The organism is Halocatena halophila, from assembly GCA_027563145.1.
Classification (GTDB): Archaea; Halobacteriota; Halobacteria; order Halobacteriales; family Haloarculaceae; genus Halocatena; species Halocatena halophila.
The window spans coordinates 81,305-99,700 of sequence record CP071308.1 but is presented as its reverse complement, the minus strand read 5'-3'; the positions used below and the strand labels follow the sequence as shown (position 1 = coordinate 99,700).

Sequence of the window (18,396 nt, the reverse complement as noted above, 5' to 3'; positions counted from 1 at the left end):
ATGGCCTACACGTTCGACTTTCTGGACGACGGTCGTGTGGTAGAGTGGGAACTCACAGCTGATAGTGCCGACTATACAGTCCAAACCGGCTACACTCCACGGTTTTTCGTCGGCTCGCGCTCTCCGGACACTGGGGTCGATCTCGACCCTCTCCATACGCTCTACGCCAACCATCCAGATGTCGTGGCTGTCGAACGTGTCGATCGCCGGCCAGGCTTTCGTCGCGAGCACGAGCCCGTGCTGGCCGTCGACGCAACGCATATCGATGCTATCCCCTCGCTCGCCGAGCAGGCCCGTCAGCTTCCAACGATTCCGATCGGCGATGTCACAACGTTCAACGTGGATATTTCCAGGGAGTTCCGCTACTGTCTGGAAACAGATCGCGATCCAACACCGGCACGTACCCCTAGGGCACTTACACTCGACGTTCCGATAGCCGAAACTGCTGGAGAGCAGTATGGCGAGCTCGCGATCGACGGCGACACAGTAACCGGACGACCGCCAGCTATTCTCGATGCCGTTCAGACGGCGATCGACGAGCGCGATCCCGACGTGCTGGTCTGTTCAACCGCCGAGATCGTACCGACGCTGTACTCGATGGCCGACGAGTGCGAGCTCAATTGGTTTTCACTGAGTCGCTGGCCCGATATCGACTATCAACAGCTGGCCACCCGATCGACGTACGCCAGCTACGGGCAGATCGGTCACTCACCGGCACGGTACAATGTTCCCGGTCGAGTGATACTCGATCGATCGAGCTCGTTTTTCTACAGCAAGTCGAATCTCGACGGCATTCTCGATCTAGTGTTCCGGTCACGAAAGCCACTCCAGGAAGCTGCCTGGGCGTCGATCGGGAACATCCTGACGGCGATCCAGATCTGTGAAGCCCACGACCGTGGCGTGCTGGTCCCGAATCGCTCCTGGCGACACGAGCAGTTCAAGTCGATGACGACACTGCACCATGCAGATAGAGGTGGCTTCATCTTCACCCCAAAGGTCGGCTTGCATGAGGCGGTTCACGAACTCGATTTCGCCAGTCTCTATCCCAACATCATCTGCACGCGTAACGTCTCGCCCGATGTGATCCGGTGTGACTGTCACGCCGATCGCAGTGACGTCCCCGAGCTCGGCTACTCGATCTGCGATGAACAGGGCTACCTCACCGATGTGCTCCAGCCGCTGATTGACGATCGCCAAGTGATCAAAGCTAAAATCCGAAAAGAACGAGAGTGTGCTGATCCCGACCAGGACAAGATTGATTCGCTATCCGGTCGATCGGATGCCCTGAAGTGGATACTCGTCGCCTGTTTCGGCTACCAGGGATTCAACAACGCGAAGTTCGGACGCATCGAGTGCCACGAAGCGATCAACGCGTTCGCTCGAGAGATCCTCCTCACCGCCAAAGACCACCTCGAGGCCGGTGGCTGGCGGGTCGTTCACGGTATCGTCGATTCGATCTGGGTGAAACCAGATTCTGATGCTGACGACCAGCAATCGCTTGAAGAGATCGCTGCGGCGGTCACTGAGGCCGTGGGCATCGAACTGGAGTATGAGGGCGAATTTGACTGGGTAGCGTTCGTACCACAGCGCCACGCTGCGGCCGGTGCGCTAACCAAATATTTCGGCAAACACGCCAACAGAGACGAGTTCAAAATCCGGGGGATCGAGGCCCGACAGCGCTCGACCCCGCCGTTCATCGAGGCATTTCAAAACGAGTGTCTGGACTGTCTCGACAGGACCCGCTCTCCCGAAGCTGTGATCGGACTGCTCAACCGTGCAATTGGTCGGCTTCGACGTGGCAACGTCGATCCCGCCGAACTCGTCGTTCGTAACCGTGTCTCAAAACCAGTCGATGCTTACACGCAGTACACCACCAACGTCGCTGCGCTTGAACGAGCTCGCAACCAGGGACTGTCGATCCATCCCGGACAGGACGTCCGATACATAGTCGTGGATGATGACAAACAATCGCGCGACCGCGTGGCGCTCGCTCACGAAACGCTGGATCGATACGACGCCGAGTACTACGTCACCGAACTCGTGCGAGCCACAGAGAGCATTCTCTCACCGTTGGAGTGGAAACGAGACCGAATCCAAGCAGAGTTAGAAGGGACCGAGGAAGTAGACCTCAGGAGCTTTTGACCCTACGAGGATACGTCTGGAAACAGGCACAACCCTCACGACAACATCTTTGGACCAGCTTCGACCCCTAGGGTGCATTTGTAACTCGGCTTGTCTCGCGAAGAGTTCAAAGCCTTGGTGGCTTCGACCCCACTAGGGTGCATTTGTAACCATTGCCCATTTCGGGGTTACAAGCACTGTTGTGGAGGTTGCGGGTCGGTCGTTTCCGTCGACCCTCAGTACTGCGTCACCCCCCGGGGGTCGATGGAACAGTATTGTATGATCCCCCACGTCGGATATGGATTGGAAATATTCTTTTTCCACTTTCACGGAGGATTGGAGTATCCCCCTCGGTATGTGGCGGGGTGCCTACTCTTGGCCTGAAGGGTTCGCATCCCCCACACCGTGTGGGTATAGGTCTGTAATTTTCGGGACCTCGTCGAGCACCTGCTCTGTGTCCCAACCGCCGCTACTTCCGCGAGCCGGATGCTGTCTATGCATCTCTTTTCCCCTCGTCCAGCGGACGCTGGGTGAGCTGTACGTCCTATGATTCCCTACAGCCGCCAGCTGCCCGAGGCTGGACCTTACGGGCAAGGGAGCTTGGTGACTCCGGGTAGGCTCGATGCCGATACTATCAATCGACATCGCGCGGCGAAGCTACCGCGTCCCGCCGACTGACATATAGCCAGCAACGGTCACAGAAACCTTCGCTCGTATACCTCATTAGATTTCTTGCCACTTGCTACCAATGAACATTATACTGGGCCAGGCCGACTAGCTCCCATGGAAACAGTAGAGAAGAAGGTGAATCGGACGTTCATCTGTAAGTTAGCATCCTCGAAGCGCAAAGACGATCTTGTTTGGAATACGATCGATGCCTGGCAGGAGATGGCAGACTGGTTTTCGGACCAGGCGATGTCATTCCAACCATCTCAGTGGAGTAATTCACGTTCGAATCTCGTTACAAAGACTCTCAAACGAGGATTTCCAGACGATAACGGGATAATGGCGGCCCATGCCCTACAGGCCGGATTCAAGGTTATGGAGGCCTACGATTCCTGGAACAGTAACGGGGGACCGTCAGATTCCCACCCGAGTGGCCAGTTTGGCGACGCTTCCTATATGCGGTTTCGCGGGGATCATTACGAGCTTACTGCCAACGAATCCGGGTACGGTGTGAAGCTAAAGCTCAGACCGTACAATCACGAGTGGTTTCGGATCGATGGCGGTGAGCACCAGAACGAGTATCTAGCGCGAATTCTCGACGAGGATGACCCAATGGCCTATGGTTCAGCTGAACTGCACCGACAAGCAGACGGCTCGCTGTTTCTGCATATCTCGACGAAAGAAAAGGTGCCAATTGTCACTCCAGAGCTGGATGAGATCGAACACGTCGTTGGTGTGGATCTGGGTGAACGGACAATCTACGCCGCTGGCGCAATTTCGCCCCTTGATGGAGGTTGGAGCGAGGTCTCGAAAGAACAACCCGCTATCGAACCGGGCCGAGAGTTTCGGCACCATCGCGATCGATTGACAGACAAACGATCACAGCTGCAAGCCGCTGGCGATCTCCAAGGGGTGAAAGCGTGTGAAGACGAACATGCTCGATATACGGATCAAGTGACGCACCAGGCTTCGCGCGCGGTCATCGAATACGCCGAGCAGTTTACTCCATGCGTGATTGTACTCGAAGATCTCACCGACTACCGCGAGACGGCTCGTGATCCGGTTCACGAGTGGCCATTTCACCAACTCAAAGAAAACATCCGCTATAAGGCGAATGAACGGGGGATTCCCGTCGCTGGTATTGATCCAGCAGGAACGAGCACCACATGCCACCAATGCGGAACAATAGACAAGGCGTTCCGGGACCGAAATGACTTCGAGTGTGAGAACTGCGGGCTCGAATATCACGCCGATGCGAATGCAGCCTTCAATATCGCCAAATTGTGGGTGCTGCGGTCACAGCACGATGATGTTTCGGGGATCAACGATTGTTCCATGTGGATCTGACTCTGTAGACCGCTTGTGTGGCTGAGATGAAAGGTTGAAGGATAGAACTGTATAGCTGATGCTAACCCAGTTTCAAAAGTCTATCTTCCTCGCATTCACCATAGAGGCGTTCAACAGCTAGAAGCGCCCCTCCTTGCTGGGATTTATTATTTGAATTTGCGGGATAACAATCGTTGTCCTGTCCGTACCGGCTGATGACATATATCTCTGTTTTTGTTGAAATTATACACTCATAGCTTTCAACCTGCTTTCGTCACGCGGATCTCTCTCTTTGAACACTCCGAAGACATCGATATGGTCCACATCAGGAATCCTCATAGAATATTCCAATCTACTAATTAATATCCTGAAGTTATATTATATGTGAATAGTATAAAAGCATATGCCGGTATTAGATGACCTATCTGGGCTCGAATTCGAGGCTATCATGGTAGATGTGTTTAGCAACTATGGATACGAGAATGTCGAGCAAACACCCCAGACGGGAGATGAGGGTCGCGATATTCTAATGGAAGAGACGGTGAATGGGCAACGGCGCGAAATCGTCGTTGAGTGCAAGCATATGGATCAGGTCGGTCGGGAAATCGTCCAGAAACTCCACTCTGCTGCGCTTACTCATGACAACTCCGCACCGGTTCGAGGGATGGTCGTGACAACTGGAATCTTCACGGATCAGGCCAAGGAGCATGTCGACAAAATCAGAGCCGGGGGGGATGGAATGGAAATCGAACTCGTCGATGGAAACAGACTTCGTGAGATCTCGGAAGAAGCTGGGCTAGATCTCCAGAACGGCAAAGTTGAGCTTGTGTGTCGCCACACGCTTCCACCAGGAGATATTGAAAAGCCAGTTTTAGAGCAATTCGATTCCGTCAACAATATCGAACCCAGCGAGATTGGGTCGATTGAATCAAGCGTTCAGTTCTATCCAGTCGTTTCGATTGAAGCCCGTACGGACGCGAAGTTCGAAACGTCAGTGGGAGTAATTCACAGGGTCAACGAGTGTGACACGTTTCATCTTCGGGGGAACAGTTCACAGCCGAAGCCGATCGATGATTCACTCCAACAATTTCTTGATGATGACTCTCACCAGTTCGTCGAACTGAATGATCCGACCGTCCAGGAGGGATTCGATAGCATCACGATCGAACGGTTCCGGCACGCAGAAAGTGATTTCAAAGAGTGGGCAGCGGACCAAGTCAAAGCTGAGCATACTGAGACGGTAGAGTATACGGGGAAGAATAACGTCGATTACGACAAAGAATGCGTCCCCTCTGATTCAGACATCTCTATTACCAATCTCACTCCGATGTATGTCCCTCGGATTCGATCGAAGACTCGATTACTGGAGCATGGGTATTCACTGGAATACGATGCTGCTGGTGAAAACCATCGCATAATTGAGAATGGGATCTTCCGATGCAACCATTGTGGCTGGTCCTGGATCTCTCTGACCTACTGTGAAAATTGTGGGAGTATCAATTGTTGGCGGCATATTCGAACCGAGCGGGTTGAGGGAACACCCGTTTGTACAGAATGTGCTGTGACTGGCCGTTTTGCTCTGCGAAAACGGTTCTTCTACGATAAAGAGAATATGGAGCAATTCCGTGAGGAGTTCGAGCAATATTCTCCTCATAAGATGATTCTAGAAAATAGGCCGGCGATTATAGGATTCGTTCTGGTCGTTTTAGTTGCGCTAATCTATCTGTTGTGAGTCCCGTGGGGCTACACAATATTCAAATCTCCAAATCCCCTAAAAAATTCGTCAAGTCCTGATTGCTCAGAATCTATGGATTCGATAACCTGAGGATCGTCGTTCTGAGGATTGTTGACTCGAGTGGTGATCGGATCTGCTGCGAGATCTTCATCGGGATATGGCCGACACATTTCTTTCCGATGCTCTGATCCAGTTGAAAGCCACACATCTTCAGCATCTTTTGGCAGAACAACCGGCATACGGTCGTGGATCGGTTTCATTAGGTCGTTCGGTTCTGTTGTCAGAATTGACATACACGAGATAGACGCACTATCACCCTCCCACTGGTCCCAAATACCTGCCATAGCAAATGCTGGATCATCTTCCCGAAAGATTCGGTAGGGTTGTTTCGATCCCCCCTTTGATTGCCATTCGTAGAATCCGGTCGAAAGAACGAGGCAGGGGTGCGATTCCCAGGATTGTTCGAAGACCCGTTTTTCGTCAACCGTCTCCGACCGAGCGTTGATGATCCCTTCTTCAGGCTCATCGGCCCAGAACGGAATCAACCCCCAATGAAACCGCTTGATTTCGTCTGGAGAATTATTCGTGATGATCTCCATACGCCCACCAGGAGCAATGTTATATCGAGTTTCGTAGGCTTCTTCGGACTCTACTTTTGCTTCGAAACGTTGCTCTAAGTCCTCCAGATCGATGAAGAGTGAATTACGCCCACACATAGATTAGACTTTTTCGCCAGTTCAATCAAGATATGGCTAGCAAATCAGGAGATCCCCCATGCCAAAAATAATAGCAAATAATACTATAGCATTCTATTAGAAATTATTAAAATAATAGATTGGGAAAGATGTATTGATGCGCTTTGGTACTGTGATCGGAATTGTAGCATTAGTTCTCGTTAGCGTAGCTATGCCAGCAACAGCGCCAACGACGACAAATACGCTCTCAGCAACCATTACAGACGTTGTTGATGGTGATACGGTTAATATTCAGTACGAAAACGGTACGGAAGATACTGTCCGGCTGCTCGGAGTTGACACACCAGAGGTGTACGGAGAGAATGACCCCACAGAATACGAAGGAGTCCCAGATACAGAGGCTGGAAAGCAATGTTTAGAAGATGCGGGTGACGCTGCGAGCTCGCATGTGAAGTCTGAACTCTCCATCGGTGAGCAGATCACGCTCGAGTTGGATTCGGAAAGTGACGGACGTGGATACTATGGTCGACTTTTAGCGTACATTCAAGATGACGGCCAAAATCTCAACTATAACCTCGTCGACAGCGGCCATGCGCGCGTATACGACAGTCAATTCAGCCTTAGCGATAGCTTCTATTCTGCCGAATCAGCTGCTCAGGCAGCTGAGCGGGGGCTTTGGCAGTGTCGCAATGTCGGGAGCGAAGACGGTAGTGGAAGTCTGTCAATCGCTGAGATTCACGCTGACGCGGCTGGCAATGACAACTATAATCTAAACGATGAATACGTTGTCTTCGAGAATTCTGGCTCGGAGACGCTCGATATGGCTGGATGGACTGTGTCAGATGCAGCTGGACATAGTTACACGTTCCCGAGTGATGCCTCGATCGCGGCGGAAGCAACTGTCACGCTCCATACCGGCAGTGGTTCGGACACTACCAGTGATCGCTACTGGGGCGCTTCGGGGGCTGTTTGGAATAATGGCGGCGATACTGTGACAGTAACAGATAGCTCAGGATCGGTTGTCGCGACGAAATCCTATTGAAGGTAACTTCTACATTCGGGGCTGTCCGAATACCTCGGTGCTTGCTCCAGAGATAGTCATGAATCCAAAAAAGCCAATTAAGTTGAGCATGTGTCCGATTCCACCTGGAGAGTCTTACTGAAAATTCGAGGCGAAAGCCTCGTCCTTCAGGGCGTCACCAGAACTGCAGAGCAGTTCTGGTTGCCCGCCAGACGTAGTCTGGCGACGGGGATGAACCCGACCAACTGTATTCAACCGCTGCCGATGGCACGGCCCGTGCGATTCGAGTGGGACGACCACGATTGGTCTGGGAAACCACACCCTCACGAAAGTCCCAAAGAAGTGCGCACGAACCCGCAAGTTGCCTCCGTGGGTCGGTAGCCGAACCCCCAACGGAGGAATCCTCGCGCTTCGCCAGAACTTCGTTCTGGCTGATCAGCCGAGCTTCGCTCGGCCACTTTAGCGCGCGGAGGATGTCAACGTTTTATAGGATCTACCTTTCCAGAGGCTAGCACAATCCCATTCAGCGCTTCAAAGCTCAGAAAACGACAATCAGCGTTGATGAATTTATCAACATCAACCCCTAACGATCCACCTCGAGGCCGCATTGGAATGCGATCAATATTCACAATTACAGAGTAGAGATCATCATGAGCCGCTGAGTTTCCAAGCTGTTGGCTTAATTCACTCTGACGTTCTTCATCAGCCCGATAGTATGGGTTCAGGCACGTGATGTATTCGATCCCATTACCCTGATTTGGTGGATCGGGTGTGTCAATTTCGTCTACATAGCCCATGAGCCTATGGCCCTTTACCTTATTGAGTGGCCCATCGAGCTGAAGAGATAGTTGGTCGAGCGATTGTCGTCTAACTGCTGAAGGTGAACCTATCGCAGAATGTTGAAGCCGGTCATGTAGCCATTGTGCGGTGAGTGGTCCTTGTCGCCTATATGTCGTCAAGCATAGCCATGTCTCTATGTGCTGTCGCTCTCTGGTCTCTTGATTAATGAGAAATGTTGAGTAAAATTGAAGTATTACATCCCCTACAGTAACGACACCAACACCAGTCACCTCTAACGGTAGGTCTTGACGCTTTTGAGAAACTTTATCCGTCGGTGCTGGAAGTTGTTCGTCCAAGTCTGAATACGTGATGGAAAAATTTCCTAATGCGTCAAAATAGTCATCAATGGTATTGCCACAGATTTGTGCTCGATCACCCGTAACAGCATAGTAGAACTGACGTTCGGAGTCCACCTTGAACTGGTCAACGATCTCTCGAATGGTGCCCTCAAAAGTCTCCGATTCCGCTATCTCTAACGAATAGCGCTGATGACGGAGGAATTCACCGTCAGCACCTATGAGCGGGTCATCATCAACAAACACAAAAGGTGTCCCCGTATCGTTTCGGATGGCAATTCGATCCGTTCGATGAGTAAGAGGAACTCTTTCATTCCCGTTCTGAGAGTTGTTATCGGCCATATCTACTTCAGAAAAAGCAACCATTTCCATGTTAATATACGTAGTGATCAAATCTTACTTTAATGAGGGAGCAAGCTAGTTGAATTTAATATCCAATCTGATAGATCATCAGACAGTTTTACAGACCGGAAATGTGCATAGGTTACGTAAATTCTTCAATAGCTTCGAAAAAGGAGCGTATCTCTCCTATTCCAACATCATCCAGGGAGAACGACGCTGTCACTTTTTTCCTGGTTCCAGAATGATGCTCCTTTTTACCAAGATTGAATGCCCACTCATTCCACGGAGTGGACAATAGACGAAGCCAAAGTGTCAATGGATGGCGTCGCAGCGAGAGCCAGCTAACACCAATCTCTTCCCATTCTCCATCAGTTGAATCGTGGTGAGACATTGTGTCGAGGAGAGTATTGATTTCTGAAAGAATATCTGCATTCTGTGTTGAAACAGGGACAATCACGTATTCGGGTGAATCACCACGAATGCCTTTACTGAGCTTTAGATACCGCACATTAGATGGTGATTCAATATACTGGAGTGCTCGAACTGATTGGTGATAGCTCTCGGACAGCCAGAGATGCTCAATTGGTTTCCAGGAAGTACTGTCTTCAATTGACTCATCTGCTGGCGACTGAGTAATAGCTGGTTGTACGGATTTTTCACCAGTGACTATATCGTACTGCTCTTTTCCTTGTTCGAAAGCCGTGCGTATTTCTTGTTCGTATGTCCTAACCATTTCACCTGGAAATGGAATTTCCACTTCTACTGCCTGATCCGATTCAACTAGGTCAATTGGCCAAGATAGACAGTCACTCATTGACTTCAGATTGGGCATCGACTTTGGCCATACAGAATTGGTATTGTCAAGATCTACATCAAAACCAGTATAGTCATCCTTCGTCAGCCAAAGCACACTGTATCCGAAGTCATAATAATGTCGATCGGTCTGAAATAGCTTTTTAGACTTGTTGCGGTGTTGGACTTCGACTGCTATACCGTGCCCAAGCGGATACCGGGATTCGGGAAATGACACCAGAATATCGGCTCGTCGGTTGTCCACCTCGGCTTCAAGTTCTACAGACGCATTGGGATATTCATTACGTAATTTAGAAAAGGCTATGAGTTTCATCCGCAGATGGAGATCAGATTCACCTCCACAATCTTCATTCTTATGACGGAAATGACGAGCTACGAATGTCCCATCCCGTAGATGGGCAGTAACAACAGAAAGTGAATCACCGCAATTGCGACAGCTTAGGGAATCTCCGGGTGATGTAGCATGGGGCAGCACTGGTTCTCCATCCCGAAGAGCTATGAACGTCATTCACCACTCAACTCCATACCATTTGGAACTAACGCGCCCATAAAATGCAATACTATAGTGATTATATTTATACTATGCTAAGCCAATAGAATTAGCGGCTTCTATGAGCTTTTGTCGCCAGTATCCAACAACATCGATAAATTTTGAAGTTCGGACGTATTATAAATACGGATTATGTAAAATATAATTTCCATCTTCTTTGTCAAATGTTCTATTATTTAAGTATAATAGTTACATATAGTGTAGTAATGCCATCAGTACCATCGAACATATCAAAATCAGATCGAGACCTAATCAATGAGCTCCTTGACCAGAAACCAGCTGAATTCACAGATCTCACCGTCACACAGTACGAAGCACTCGAGGAAGGAGTTCTAGCCGAAGGCAATCACATCCTAATCGCAGAAACAGGCAACGGGAAGACGTTTGTAGCCGAAACAGTCACTAAGAACGCACTCCAGCAGGGAGACAATGTTGCATACTTGGTTCCATCTGTAGCCCTCGTTAGCGAGAAACATGCTACAATCTCTGCATGGACTCCAGAAAGTATCACCGTGTCACAGGGCCATGGATACACGGAAGCAAATGTCATTGTCGCCACGTTCGAATCGTTCTTTGAGGCTGTAATTCGTGGCTATGCTGACCGATTTGATACGGTGATTTTGGATGATTTTCACGAGATCTATAGTTCGCATCGAGGACCAAACATAGAGAAGGGCATCAGTGCTGCTCTAGACCGAAACGCGGAAATTCTGGCGATATCGGCAACTGTGGGAAATCCTCATACTATCGCACGGTGGCTAAATGCCGATCTCACCATCAGCAGTGAAAAGCGAGCTGTCCCGATTGCCGAACATCCGGTCGAAAAAACTCGAGAAGACTATGCGGAGCAGATCGATGCGATCATTCGTTCGAACCGTGAGAAAGGTCCTTTCCTCGTATTTAACGATACGACAAGTCATGCTGAGGCACGAGCTCGCGGTGTTGCTAAAAATATCGCATTTCAAACGGAGAAAGATATAGACTTTCACGAACTGGTCGAAGAAGCAATCTCCACCGAGTTAACTGACAAACACCGTGAACTCATTAGACTGCTCAATAACGGTATCGCTTACCACCATGCCCAGATGGAAGATGAGCTCAAAGACCTAATCGAGGCGTACACTGACAAAGGGATTATTAAGTGTGTATTTTGCACCACCACACTTAGTTATGGATTCGACTCACCCGTTCAGTCTGTGATTGTTGCGGATCTCAAACGGTGGGATGGGTTCAGACAGTTTATTGGTGTCTATGAATACGTACAGTGGATTGGACGAGCCGGTCGCGACTCTGAGATCTATGATCAGGCCTACGCCTTTGTTTTATATGATGACGAAGATGCTGCGGACACGTTCCAATTTGATATCCCTGTTGAGAAAAAGGACTTAGAGGATGTTACATCGCATCTCTCTGGACAAGTTGCACTTCGGTGGCTAGTCTTAGAGCTCATAAATCACGGCTGGGATAACGATACGGATGTTCTTGACTTCGTACAATCAACACTGTTCTGGTCAGAGAACGTTGATCAAGCTCCACACCACGTACAAGAAGATATTGGTGAGCAACCGGGGCACGACATTGCAGATGAGGTCAGAGAAACCCTGACCTGGTTAACCAATCATGGATTAGTGACGAAGCCAATTGGACAACCACAAGAAGATAAAACTCGATATAAATCGACCGACCTAGGGTCTGCTCTCGTTGAATATGAGCACAGTAATTGGTTCGACGATAGAGTTCGAAACGTTCTAGAACTCACTGATTGGCTGAAAGAAGAAGGTAGTGAACTAACTCCGGAACGGTTGGTAGAGCGGCTTGCTGATGCATACTATGCTTGTGATGAGGGCTATTGGATTGAAGACGAAGGACCAGTATATAAAAAGATGGAACTACACAACCTCTCTGGGAAATCAGGAACGACTTCTGCGATAATATGTTGGTTCTGGTGTGCTGGAGCTTCGATCACGGATATCGAAGATATGCTGTTAGCTGATGATCTTTCGGGGCTCGCCAATACCACATCTAATCTAAGTACAGCCCTGAAAAGCGTTCAGTTGTTATATTCTCCGTTCGACATGCCTGACGAGCCAGAATGGTTGCAGATATTCGCTGACCAAGTTGATGCTGGAGTTCCCGGGCCAGATATGTACCTTATTAAAAACGTGGAACATTTTGGTCGGGTTCTGTACAACAACTTAAAGACTCATCTAAATAATTTGGGTAGGGAAGCAGACTGGGATCCAGGGGGAGACCACTTCATGATCGAGCGACTCTCTAAACTACTTGCAGATCGGGATGAACGGTTGTTTATAGATTTGGTGAAAGAAACAGATAGAATCGGAACGACAATTGGTGAAAATATCCTCAACTGCGTAAAGGAATGGGATCCAGAATCAAATGAAATGGTAGAGGTTCCTTTCTCCGACTCGATTACTGATCGACGAGAAATCGACCAGCTAACGAAGTATCACGAATCAGAACGAAAATCAAAAGATGGGGCGGATACTGATGAGGGCGAAGGGACATCAACCACTAATCTAAAATCAACAACCCTAGACGATTTCCGGTAAACGGTAAACCTGACTTTGTATAGAATATCTGAGAGCGCGAAATGAAAGAATTCGATTTTGAGTTTTTCTACGTTGTAAACCGAAATGTCGATACACTCTTAAGTGTTAAGACAATATAGTTTACAAAGATGTTCACGAAGTCAGGGCTCGCAATTCTAGATGTACTGAGTTCAGGTGACACCGTAACTATCCAAGAGCTGGCTTCAGAGACAGGCTATTGTCGCAAACAGGTTTACCGCGTTGTAGACGATTTCCGTGACGCAGAATTGCTGGATGAGTATCGGTCACACCACAATCAACGTGTTGTGAGGACAACTGACAACCCGGTTGTCGAAGCATACCGACACCTGAGAATGAACCTCAGTCACGTCGACTGGGAATCACTCCTCTCACCTGCCACGATCCAGAGCTGTTGGTATCTTAATCAACCACGTCGAATCAGTACGATCGCGAAACGATTAGGTATCACCCGGCAGGCTGTCCACAAAGCCATCTCCCCATTGAAGAACCGAGCAATGCTCGATCCCACAGGACCAGAGTATGCCCTTGCCGACGATCTCCACCCCTTGCTTGAATTCACTCGCACCCTCGTAACCCACGAACATCGCAAGCGTATCCACAAAGTTGCACCAAGTGCCACGATTGCGTGGTGTGACCCAAAACGCGCGCTCAGTCAAGTCGCTGACAACGAAGAAACTACCAACCTCCAAGCAACCAGCGAATGGAATGTGACTGGGTTAGCGAGATTCCAAGAGTATGGGTTGCGGTTCTACCTCGCAGGAGAGCCCGCGTTCTGGTATGCATCAGACGATCTCACTCCAGAGGAGGTGATTTGCCACACGCTGAGTCTCACTACGGACTCACGGAGAGTGGGCTATTCGATGTTACTCATAGAACAGGAAGAAATCACACAGAACGACCTCATGGAAACTGCAGCCTGGTATGGACTGGAATCGATAGTCGAGCAAATGTATCGACTCATCAATGGAGATCACGATACAACCGAAGAGATGAGTAGGCCCATGCCGAGTGGCCAAGAATATGCGGATCTGAAAAAACAGTATGGAGTCGTATAAATGACGGTATTCCGTGGCGAGGACGCTATTAGGGAGTTTCTTAGCGAATTCGACAAGTGGCTTTCTGAGGCAATTGATGTGTACCTTCTTGGCGGGTCTGCGATGACGGTTCAGGGCCTGAAAGACCAGACCGAAGATATCGACCTAGCGCTCGGCGTGACTACTGAGTTTGAACATGTCTACACCGTTCTTCGAGAGCAAGGTTTCGAGGTAACAGGTGAGCCAACTGCGCCATTCGATGAAGTCGGAAAAACTGTTGAACTACACCATTACGATCGAGGATTTCGAATTGACTTGTTCGAGCGGCAGGTCGTTGGAAAGGTGTGGATCACAGATCGAATGCATGATCGAGCGCACGAATTCTGGACCGGCACATTTGCCACAGCTTTCGTACTTGCTGATGAAGATATGTTCTTATTGAAGGCTGTATCCGGAGGAGATCTCGGGTCGGCAAGAAGACGCGATATAGAGGATATGCGGATATACGCACAGCGTGGGCTAACATATGAGTCGATTATAGACGAAATTTCACATCAGCGGCCATTCAACACCGGGGCAACTGAGGCAACACAGATCCATGACCGGTCTCACCCCTTGTTTACCATCGAAATTGCAGTACAATCGCTCACCGGTCTTCCCCAATCGTTTGTGGACTCTGTGTCGGAATTTGCAACTGAGTTCGAGATTGAGTATGTGATCTTGGGAGCAGTTGCCGATGGACTTCAGACACCAAACTCCATTGAAAATCGTGTTCTCTCGACTGTCCAATCACTCTCAGCCGACCATACTGGGGCTGTCTCAAGGGCGATTGACCGGCTTGTTGATAAACAGGTGCTAGAACGGGATAGTGGTACAGTCCGCCTCTCTCATCAATTGCGCTAACGGATTGGAGGCGAGAAAATTCTCATGCGAGAAATAGACCAAACTATATTCGAAACATATTCGAGTAACATCATTTCCCGCTATATATTTATCCAATAGTTTCCTATTGGTGACTATTGGCCGAACCACGATTGAGGTTGACGAAGACATTCGCGACCGTCTACGAACCTTCAAAGACAGTAACGGAATGACATATGATGGAGCGATCAAACGATTATCTGGAGATAGGACCTAAGACCCCTTCCTCAACGAATGAACGGAGTGAGTGAGTCGGGAGGGGATACAGTTCCGCATAGTTGCCTGACACGTACGACGCTCGGCCCCCATAATCGAAGTATTTAATACATATTCCATTCGGTACATACATATAGTGAAGCGGAAGCCAATCAACATCAGCGGTGACCAGGATGAGTGGATTTAGGTGAATCGTCTGCATCTCTTTTCATTCAACCGCGATTAATTTGACGAACTCATAGATGAACTACAACTACCGGTACAGGCTCGACCCGTCCGACACTCACCGAGAGACGTTGGACCGGCATCGGGATCTGTATCGGCAAGTGTATAACCACTTTCTCTATCGTCTTAATCACAATGACGGGACGACGAAATACGGTGAGATCAATCAGCTCCCGTCGATAAAGCAGTGGTGGGACAACCTCACTGATCTGTATTCCCGAACGCTACAGAACGTCGTTGAGAGATTATACACCAACCTCTCACGACTCAAAGACGCGAAGGATAATGGTCGTGCGGTTGGCCTACTCAAATGGAAAGCGCCGACCGAGTACCGATCGTTCACGTATAGACAGTCTGGGTTCGATCTCAAGAACACGAGTGGTCAGACAGTCCTACGGCTTTCAAAGATCGGTGAAATACCTGTTCATCTCCACCGAGAGATCCCCGAGAACGCGACTATCAAACAGGTTACGGTGAAAAAGGAACCAACGGGCGAGTGGTTCGCCGCATTCGGCGTCGAAACGCCCGAAGCTCCACCAGAAAAACCCGAAAACCCCGAAAAGTGCGTCGGTATCGACGTGGGGATTCTCAAGTATGCTCACGATACGGACGGTACGGCGGTCAAGTCGCTCGATCTCTCAGACGAGCGCGAACGGTTGGAACGCGAACAACGGAAACTTTCACGCAAGCAACACGGCTCCAACAACTGGGAGAAACAGCGGAAGGTCGTTGCTGAGCGTCACGCGATGCTCAAGCGAAAGCGCCGCGATTTCATCCACAAACTATCGAGTTACTATGCCAGTGAATACGATCTCGTCGCTGTTGAAGACTTAAACGTCGCCGGAATGATGCAGTTAGATTCAAACTCACGAAACCGAGCATCCGCCGCATGGAGTACTTTTCTCAGGTTGCTCGAATACAAGTGCGAACGCGAAGGAACGCACTACATTCCGGTTGAGCCAAAAGATACCACCAAAGAGTGTGCGGCGTGCGGTGTTAAAACCAACAAACCGTTGTCGGTCCGCGAACACTTCTGTCCATCATGTGGCTTCACGGCGGACAGAGACGCGAATGCTGCCTGGAACATTCTTTCAAGCGGCCTCGAGAACATAGGAGTGGGATACTCCGAATCAATGCCTGTGGAGACTGCGCTCCCTACGGGGACCACTTCGGTTCCTGCAAAGCGCGTCATTGAAACAGGAAGCCCCGTCCTCAAGGAACGAGCCGTGTCTGCGGCGAGTGAGTAGGGCGGGGTAATTCACCCAGAGGGTGAAGAATATGATTACAAAGTAAAGCAGTTGACCCTCCACAGCCACTGTGATCTAACTCAGGGATTTGGGTTCACCAACGTCAGCTGTCGAGCACGAACGCTCTTCGAGACTGGATGTTCGTAGCAGTGTGCTTTCTCGGCTGAGAAATTTACAGGGGACTTGACCTCCAAGTCAAACCCATTCACAATGGGTGAAACACCCGACGCGACTCGACAAGCAATATACGAAGAGGGATACGAGAACCTTCTCGGTCAGTGGACCACTTCAGCTGTACTGCCGGAGGAAACTGATGACCCAAAATCCAACAGTGTGAATCTGACCTATGTTATTCCGGTAACCATTGGGACACGGACAGCTTCCCACCTTGAGAACTATATTAGCGAGGCGCAGACACTTCGACGTCTTACCGCAAACGTTCTGTGGGCATACGAACGTGATCAGTGGAAAACTCGATGTGATGTGAATGGCTTCCTTAAAACTCTCCCGTATTGGACTCAAAACAGTCTCAAGGCCGGCAATAAGCAATCGAACGTGAATAAAGTCGCTGAGGCGTTTAACTCATGGGATTCGAACGATCGAACGGCAGAAAACTCAGCACTTCCGACATTTGGCTCGAACGACTTTCTGTGCATTCGCAATACCTATGTCGATGTCTGGGATGATGCGAACGGGGTCACCCTAAATATTGGGGGGCTTCAAGGAGATGCCCCTGACCCCGGTCGTGATGAATTATTCGATCTCGTCTGTCACGGTGGGGAGTACCAGCAGCGGGCGCTCGATGCTGTGTCGGATGGAGTCGTAGAGGCTGGCCGTTCAGAGATCCACAAACGGAATGGAGAGTGGTTTTTCCATCTGACGATTTCGTACGACAGACCACAGTATAACGACAACACCCTAGATCGATGGATCGGGATTGACCTGGGGACGGTCAACTTGTACACTGCAGCTGTTGTCGAGCGCACGGAGTCGTCGCCCAAAAGGAACGGAGTTGATGTTGTGTCAAAACCACAGTACGGACCTGGAACAGGGCTGATGGAGACGCGTCGGCAGCAACTCCAGGAACACACACGACTCCAGAAGCAGTACGGGAGAGAAACAGCTCATGAGGAGCTTGGAAAACAACTCTCAGAACAGAGCCAGCATCTTGAACACGAGTATGCGAATGATATTATCCGATACGCGCTCGAACATGCTCCCTGTGGAATCGTCTTTGAGAACCTCAAAGGGGTGAAAGGACTGGGGTGGTCGCATCTCTGGGCGTATTTCCGGTTTAAAGAGACAATCAGTTACAAAGCCGAAAAGCACGGCATACCGATAGTCACACTCGACAAATCCCAAACACAATACACCAGTCTGGATTGTTCGGCGTGTGGCCAACGGACGGGAGACGGGGATCACTACGGGCGAATCACTCGTGATCAATTTCACTGCGATGAGTGTGGATATGGGCCAATGAATGCCGATAAGAACGCTGCCATCAATATTGCCATCAGACATCTTGGAGAACTTTTTTCCTTGTGACCGTCGATGCTGAATATAGCGCCCAATCGGCCACTGCGCCTGTTGGGAGACGGGGCAGCTCCGCCCCGCTCACTGGATTGATGCTATCCAGTGTGTGGTCATATCCGTTAGATCACCGTATCGCCAAGGTAGCCAATCCCTGTGATCGGTGAGTAGGATCTGAAATACAAACCTAGACCAATGAGCTAGGGACAAGTAGTCCATCGTGGACG

At 49.8% G+C, this 18,396-nt stretch carries 12 protein-coding genes; 9 read left to right on the top strand and 3 right to left on the bottom strand.

Features of this window, described 5'->3' with window-relative positions; genetic code table 11:
• The 3 genes from JXQ78_RS18185 (at position 1) to JXQ78_RS18175 (ending at position 5,845) form a co-directional block, all read left to right on the top strand.
• Positions 1 to 2,142, top strand: a complete 2,142-nt coding sequence (locus JXQ78_RS18185; RefSeq protein WP_330633595.1) for a type B DNA-directed DNA polymerase — start codon at positions 1 to 3, stop codon at positions 2,140 to 2,142.
• 762 nt (positions 2,143 to 2,904) lie between these two features.
• Positions 2,905 to 4,134, top strand: coding sequence for an RNA-guided endonuclease InsQ/TnpB family protein (locus JXQ78_RS18180; protein ID WP_330633594.1), 1,230 nt, complete (start codon positions 2,905 to 2,907; stop codon positions 4,132 to 4,134).
• A gap of 382 nt (positions 4,135 to 4,516) precedes the next feature.
• The gene (locus JXQ78_RS18175; protein WP_330633593.1) at positions 4,517 to 5,845 is read left to right on the top strand and encodes a restriction endonuclease; all 1,329 of its coding nucleotides are present in this window, start codon (positions 4,517 to 4,519) and stop codon (positions 5,843 to 5,845) included.
• A gap of 11 nt (positions 5,846 to 5,856) precedes the next feature.
• Here the strand turns inward: JXQ78_RS18175 and JXQ78_RS18170 are convergent, their stop codons facing one another.
• Entirely contained in the window at positions 5,857 to 6,564 is a 708-nt protein-coding gene (locus JXQ78_RS18170; protein ID WP_330633592.1) for an SOS response-associated peptidase, read from the bottom strand.
• A 190-nt stretch (positions 6,565 to 6,754) separates the two neighbouring features.
• Here JXQ78_RS18170 and JXQ78_RS18165 point away from each other — a divergent pair, with 190 nt between their 5' ends.
• Complete coding sequence (locus JXQ78_RS18165) at positions 6,755 to 7,585, top strand: lamin tail domain-containing protein (RefSeq protein WP_330633591.1); 831 nt, start codon at positions 6,755 to 6,757, stop codon at positions 7,583 to 7,585.
• 455 nt (positions 7,586 to 8,040) lie between these two features.
• On the opposite strand, the gene JXQ78_RS18160 is transcribed toward JXQ78_RS18165, so the two are convergent.
• Positions 8,041 to 9,072, bottom strand: coding sequence for a hypothetical protein (locus JXQ78_RS18160; protein WP_330633590.1), 1,032 nt, complete (start codon positions 9,070 to 9,072; stop codon positions 8,041 to 8,043).
• 112 nt (positions 9,073 to 9,184) lie between these two features.
• A complete protein-coding gene (locus JXQ78_RS18155; RefSeq protein ID WP_456237581.1) occupies positions 9,185 to 10,363 on the bottom strand; it encodes a competence protein CoiA family protein in 1,179 nt (392 codons plus the stop codon).
• 248 nt (positions 10,364 to 10,611) lie between these two features.
• On the opposite strand from JXQ78_RS18155, the gene JXQ78_RS18150 reads away from it, so the two are divergent.
• From JXQ78_RS18150 to JXQ78_RS18130, 5 genes are all read left to right on the top strand, one after another.
• On the top strand, positions 10,612 to 12,975 hold the full coding sequence (locus JXQ78_RS18150; RefSeq protein ID WP_330633588.1) for a DEAD/DEAH box helicase: 2,364 nt from the start codon (positions 10,612 to 10,614) through the stop codon (positions 12,973 to 12,975).
• A 515-nt stretch (positions 12,976 to 13,490) separates the two neighbouring features.
• The gene (locus JXQ78_RS18145) at positions 13,491 to 14,051 is read left to right on the top strand and encodes a hypothetical protein (RefSeq protein WP_330633587.1); all 561 of its coding nucleotides are present in this window, start codon (positions 13,491 to 13,493) and stop codon (positions 14,049 to 14,051) included.
• Positions 14,052 to 14,933: a hypothetical protein gene (locus tag JXQ78_RS18140; RefSeq protein WP_330633586.1), complete on the top strand. Its 882-nt coding sequence runs from the start codon at positions 14,052 to 14,054 to the stop codon at positions 14,931 to 14,933. It abuts the gene before it with no gap.
• Positions 14,934 to 15,409: 476 nt separating this feature from the next.
• Entirely contained in the window at positions 15,410 to 16,639 is a 1,230-nt protein-coding gene (locus JXQ78_RS18135; RefSeq protein ID WP_330633585.1) for an RNA-guided endonuclease InsQ/TnpB family protein, read from the top strand.
• A 210-nt stretch (positions 16,640 to 16,849) separates the two neighbouring features.
• Entirely contained in the window at positions 16,850 to 18,184 is a 1,335-nt protein-coding gene (locus JXQ78_RS18130) for a transposase (RefSeq protein ID WP_330633584.1), read from the top strand.
• Positions 18,185 to 18,396 lie beyond the last annotated feature (212 nt).

Excerpts from the sequence above, each read along its gene's own strand:
- JXQ78_RS18170 (WP_330633592.1), bottom strand. The coding sequence starts at position 6,564 with ATGTGTGGGCGTAATTCACTCTTCATCGATCTGGAGGACTTAGAGCAA.
- JXQ78_RS18130 (WP_330633584.1), top strand. The coding sequence starts at position 16,850 with ATGGGTGAAACACCCGACGCGACTCGACAAGCAATATACGAAGAGGGA.
- JXQ78_RS18175 (WP_330633593.1), top strand. The coding sequence starts at position 4,517 with ATGCCGGTATTAGATGACCTATCTGGGCTCGAATTCGAGGCTATCATG.
- JXQ78_RS18150 (WP_330633588.1), top strand. The coding sequence starts at position 10,612 with ATGCCATCAGTACCATCGAACATATCAAAATCAGATCGAGACCTAATC.
- JXQ78_RS18145 (WP_330633587.1), top strand. The coding sequence starts at position 13,491 with ATGCTCGATCCCACAGGACCAGAGTATGCCCTTGCCGACGATCTCCAC.
- JXQ78_RS18155 (WP_456237581.1), bottom strand. The coding sequence starts at position 10,363 with ATGACGTTCATAGCTCTTCGGGATGGAGAACCAGTGCTGCCCCATGCT.
- JXQ78_RS18185 (WP_330633595.1), top strand. The coding sequence starts at position 1 with ATGGCCTACACGTTCGACTTTCTGGACGACGGTCGTGTGGTAGAGTGG.
- JXQ78_RS18180 (WP_330633594.1), top strand. The coding sequence starts at position 2,905 with ATGGAAACAGTAGAGAAGAAGGTGAATCGGACGTTCATCTGTAAGTTA.
- JXQ78_RS18160 (WP_330633590.1), bottom strand. The coding sequence starts at position 9,072 with ATGGAAATGGTTGCTTTTTCTGAAGTAGATATGGCCGATAACAACTCT.
- JXQ78_RS18135 (WP_330633585.1), top strand. The coding sequence starts at position 15,410 with ATGAACTACAACTACCGGTACAGGCTCGACCCGTCCGACACTCACCGA.
- JXQ78_RS18165 (WP_330633591.1), top strand. The coding sequence starts at position 6,755 with ATGCCAGCAACAGCGCCAACGACGACAAATACGCTCTCAGCAACCATT.
- JXQ78_RS18140 (WP_330633586.1), top strand. The coding sequence starts at position 14,052 with ATGACGGTATTCCGTGGCGAGGACGCTATTAGGGAGTTTCTTAGCGAA.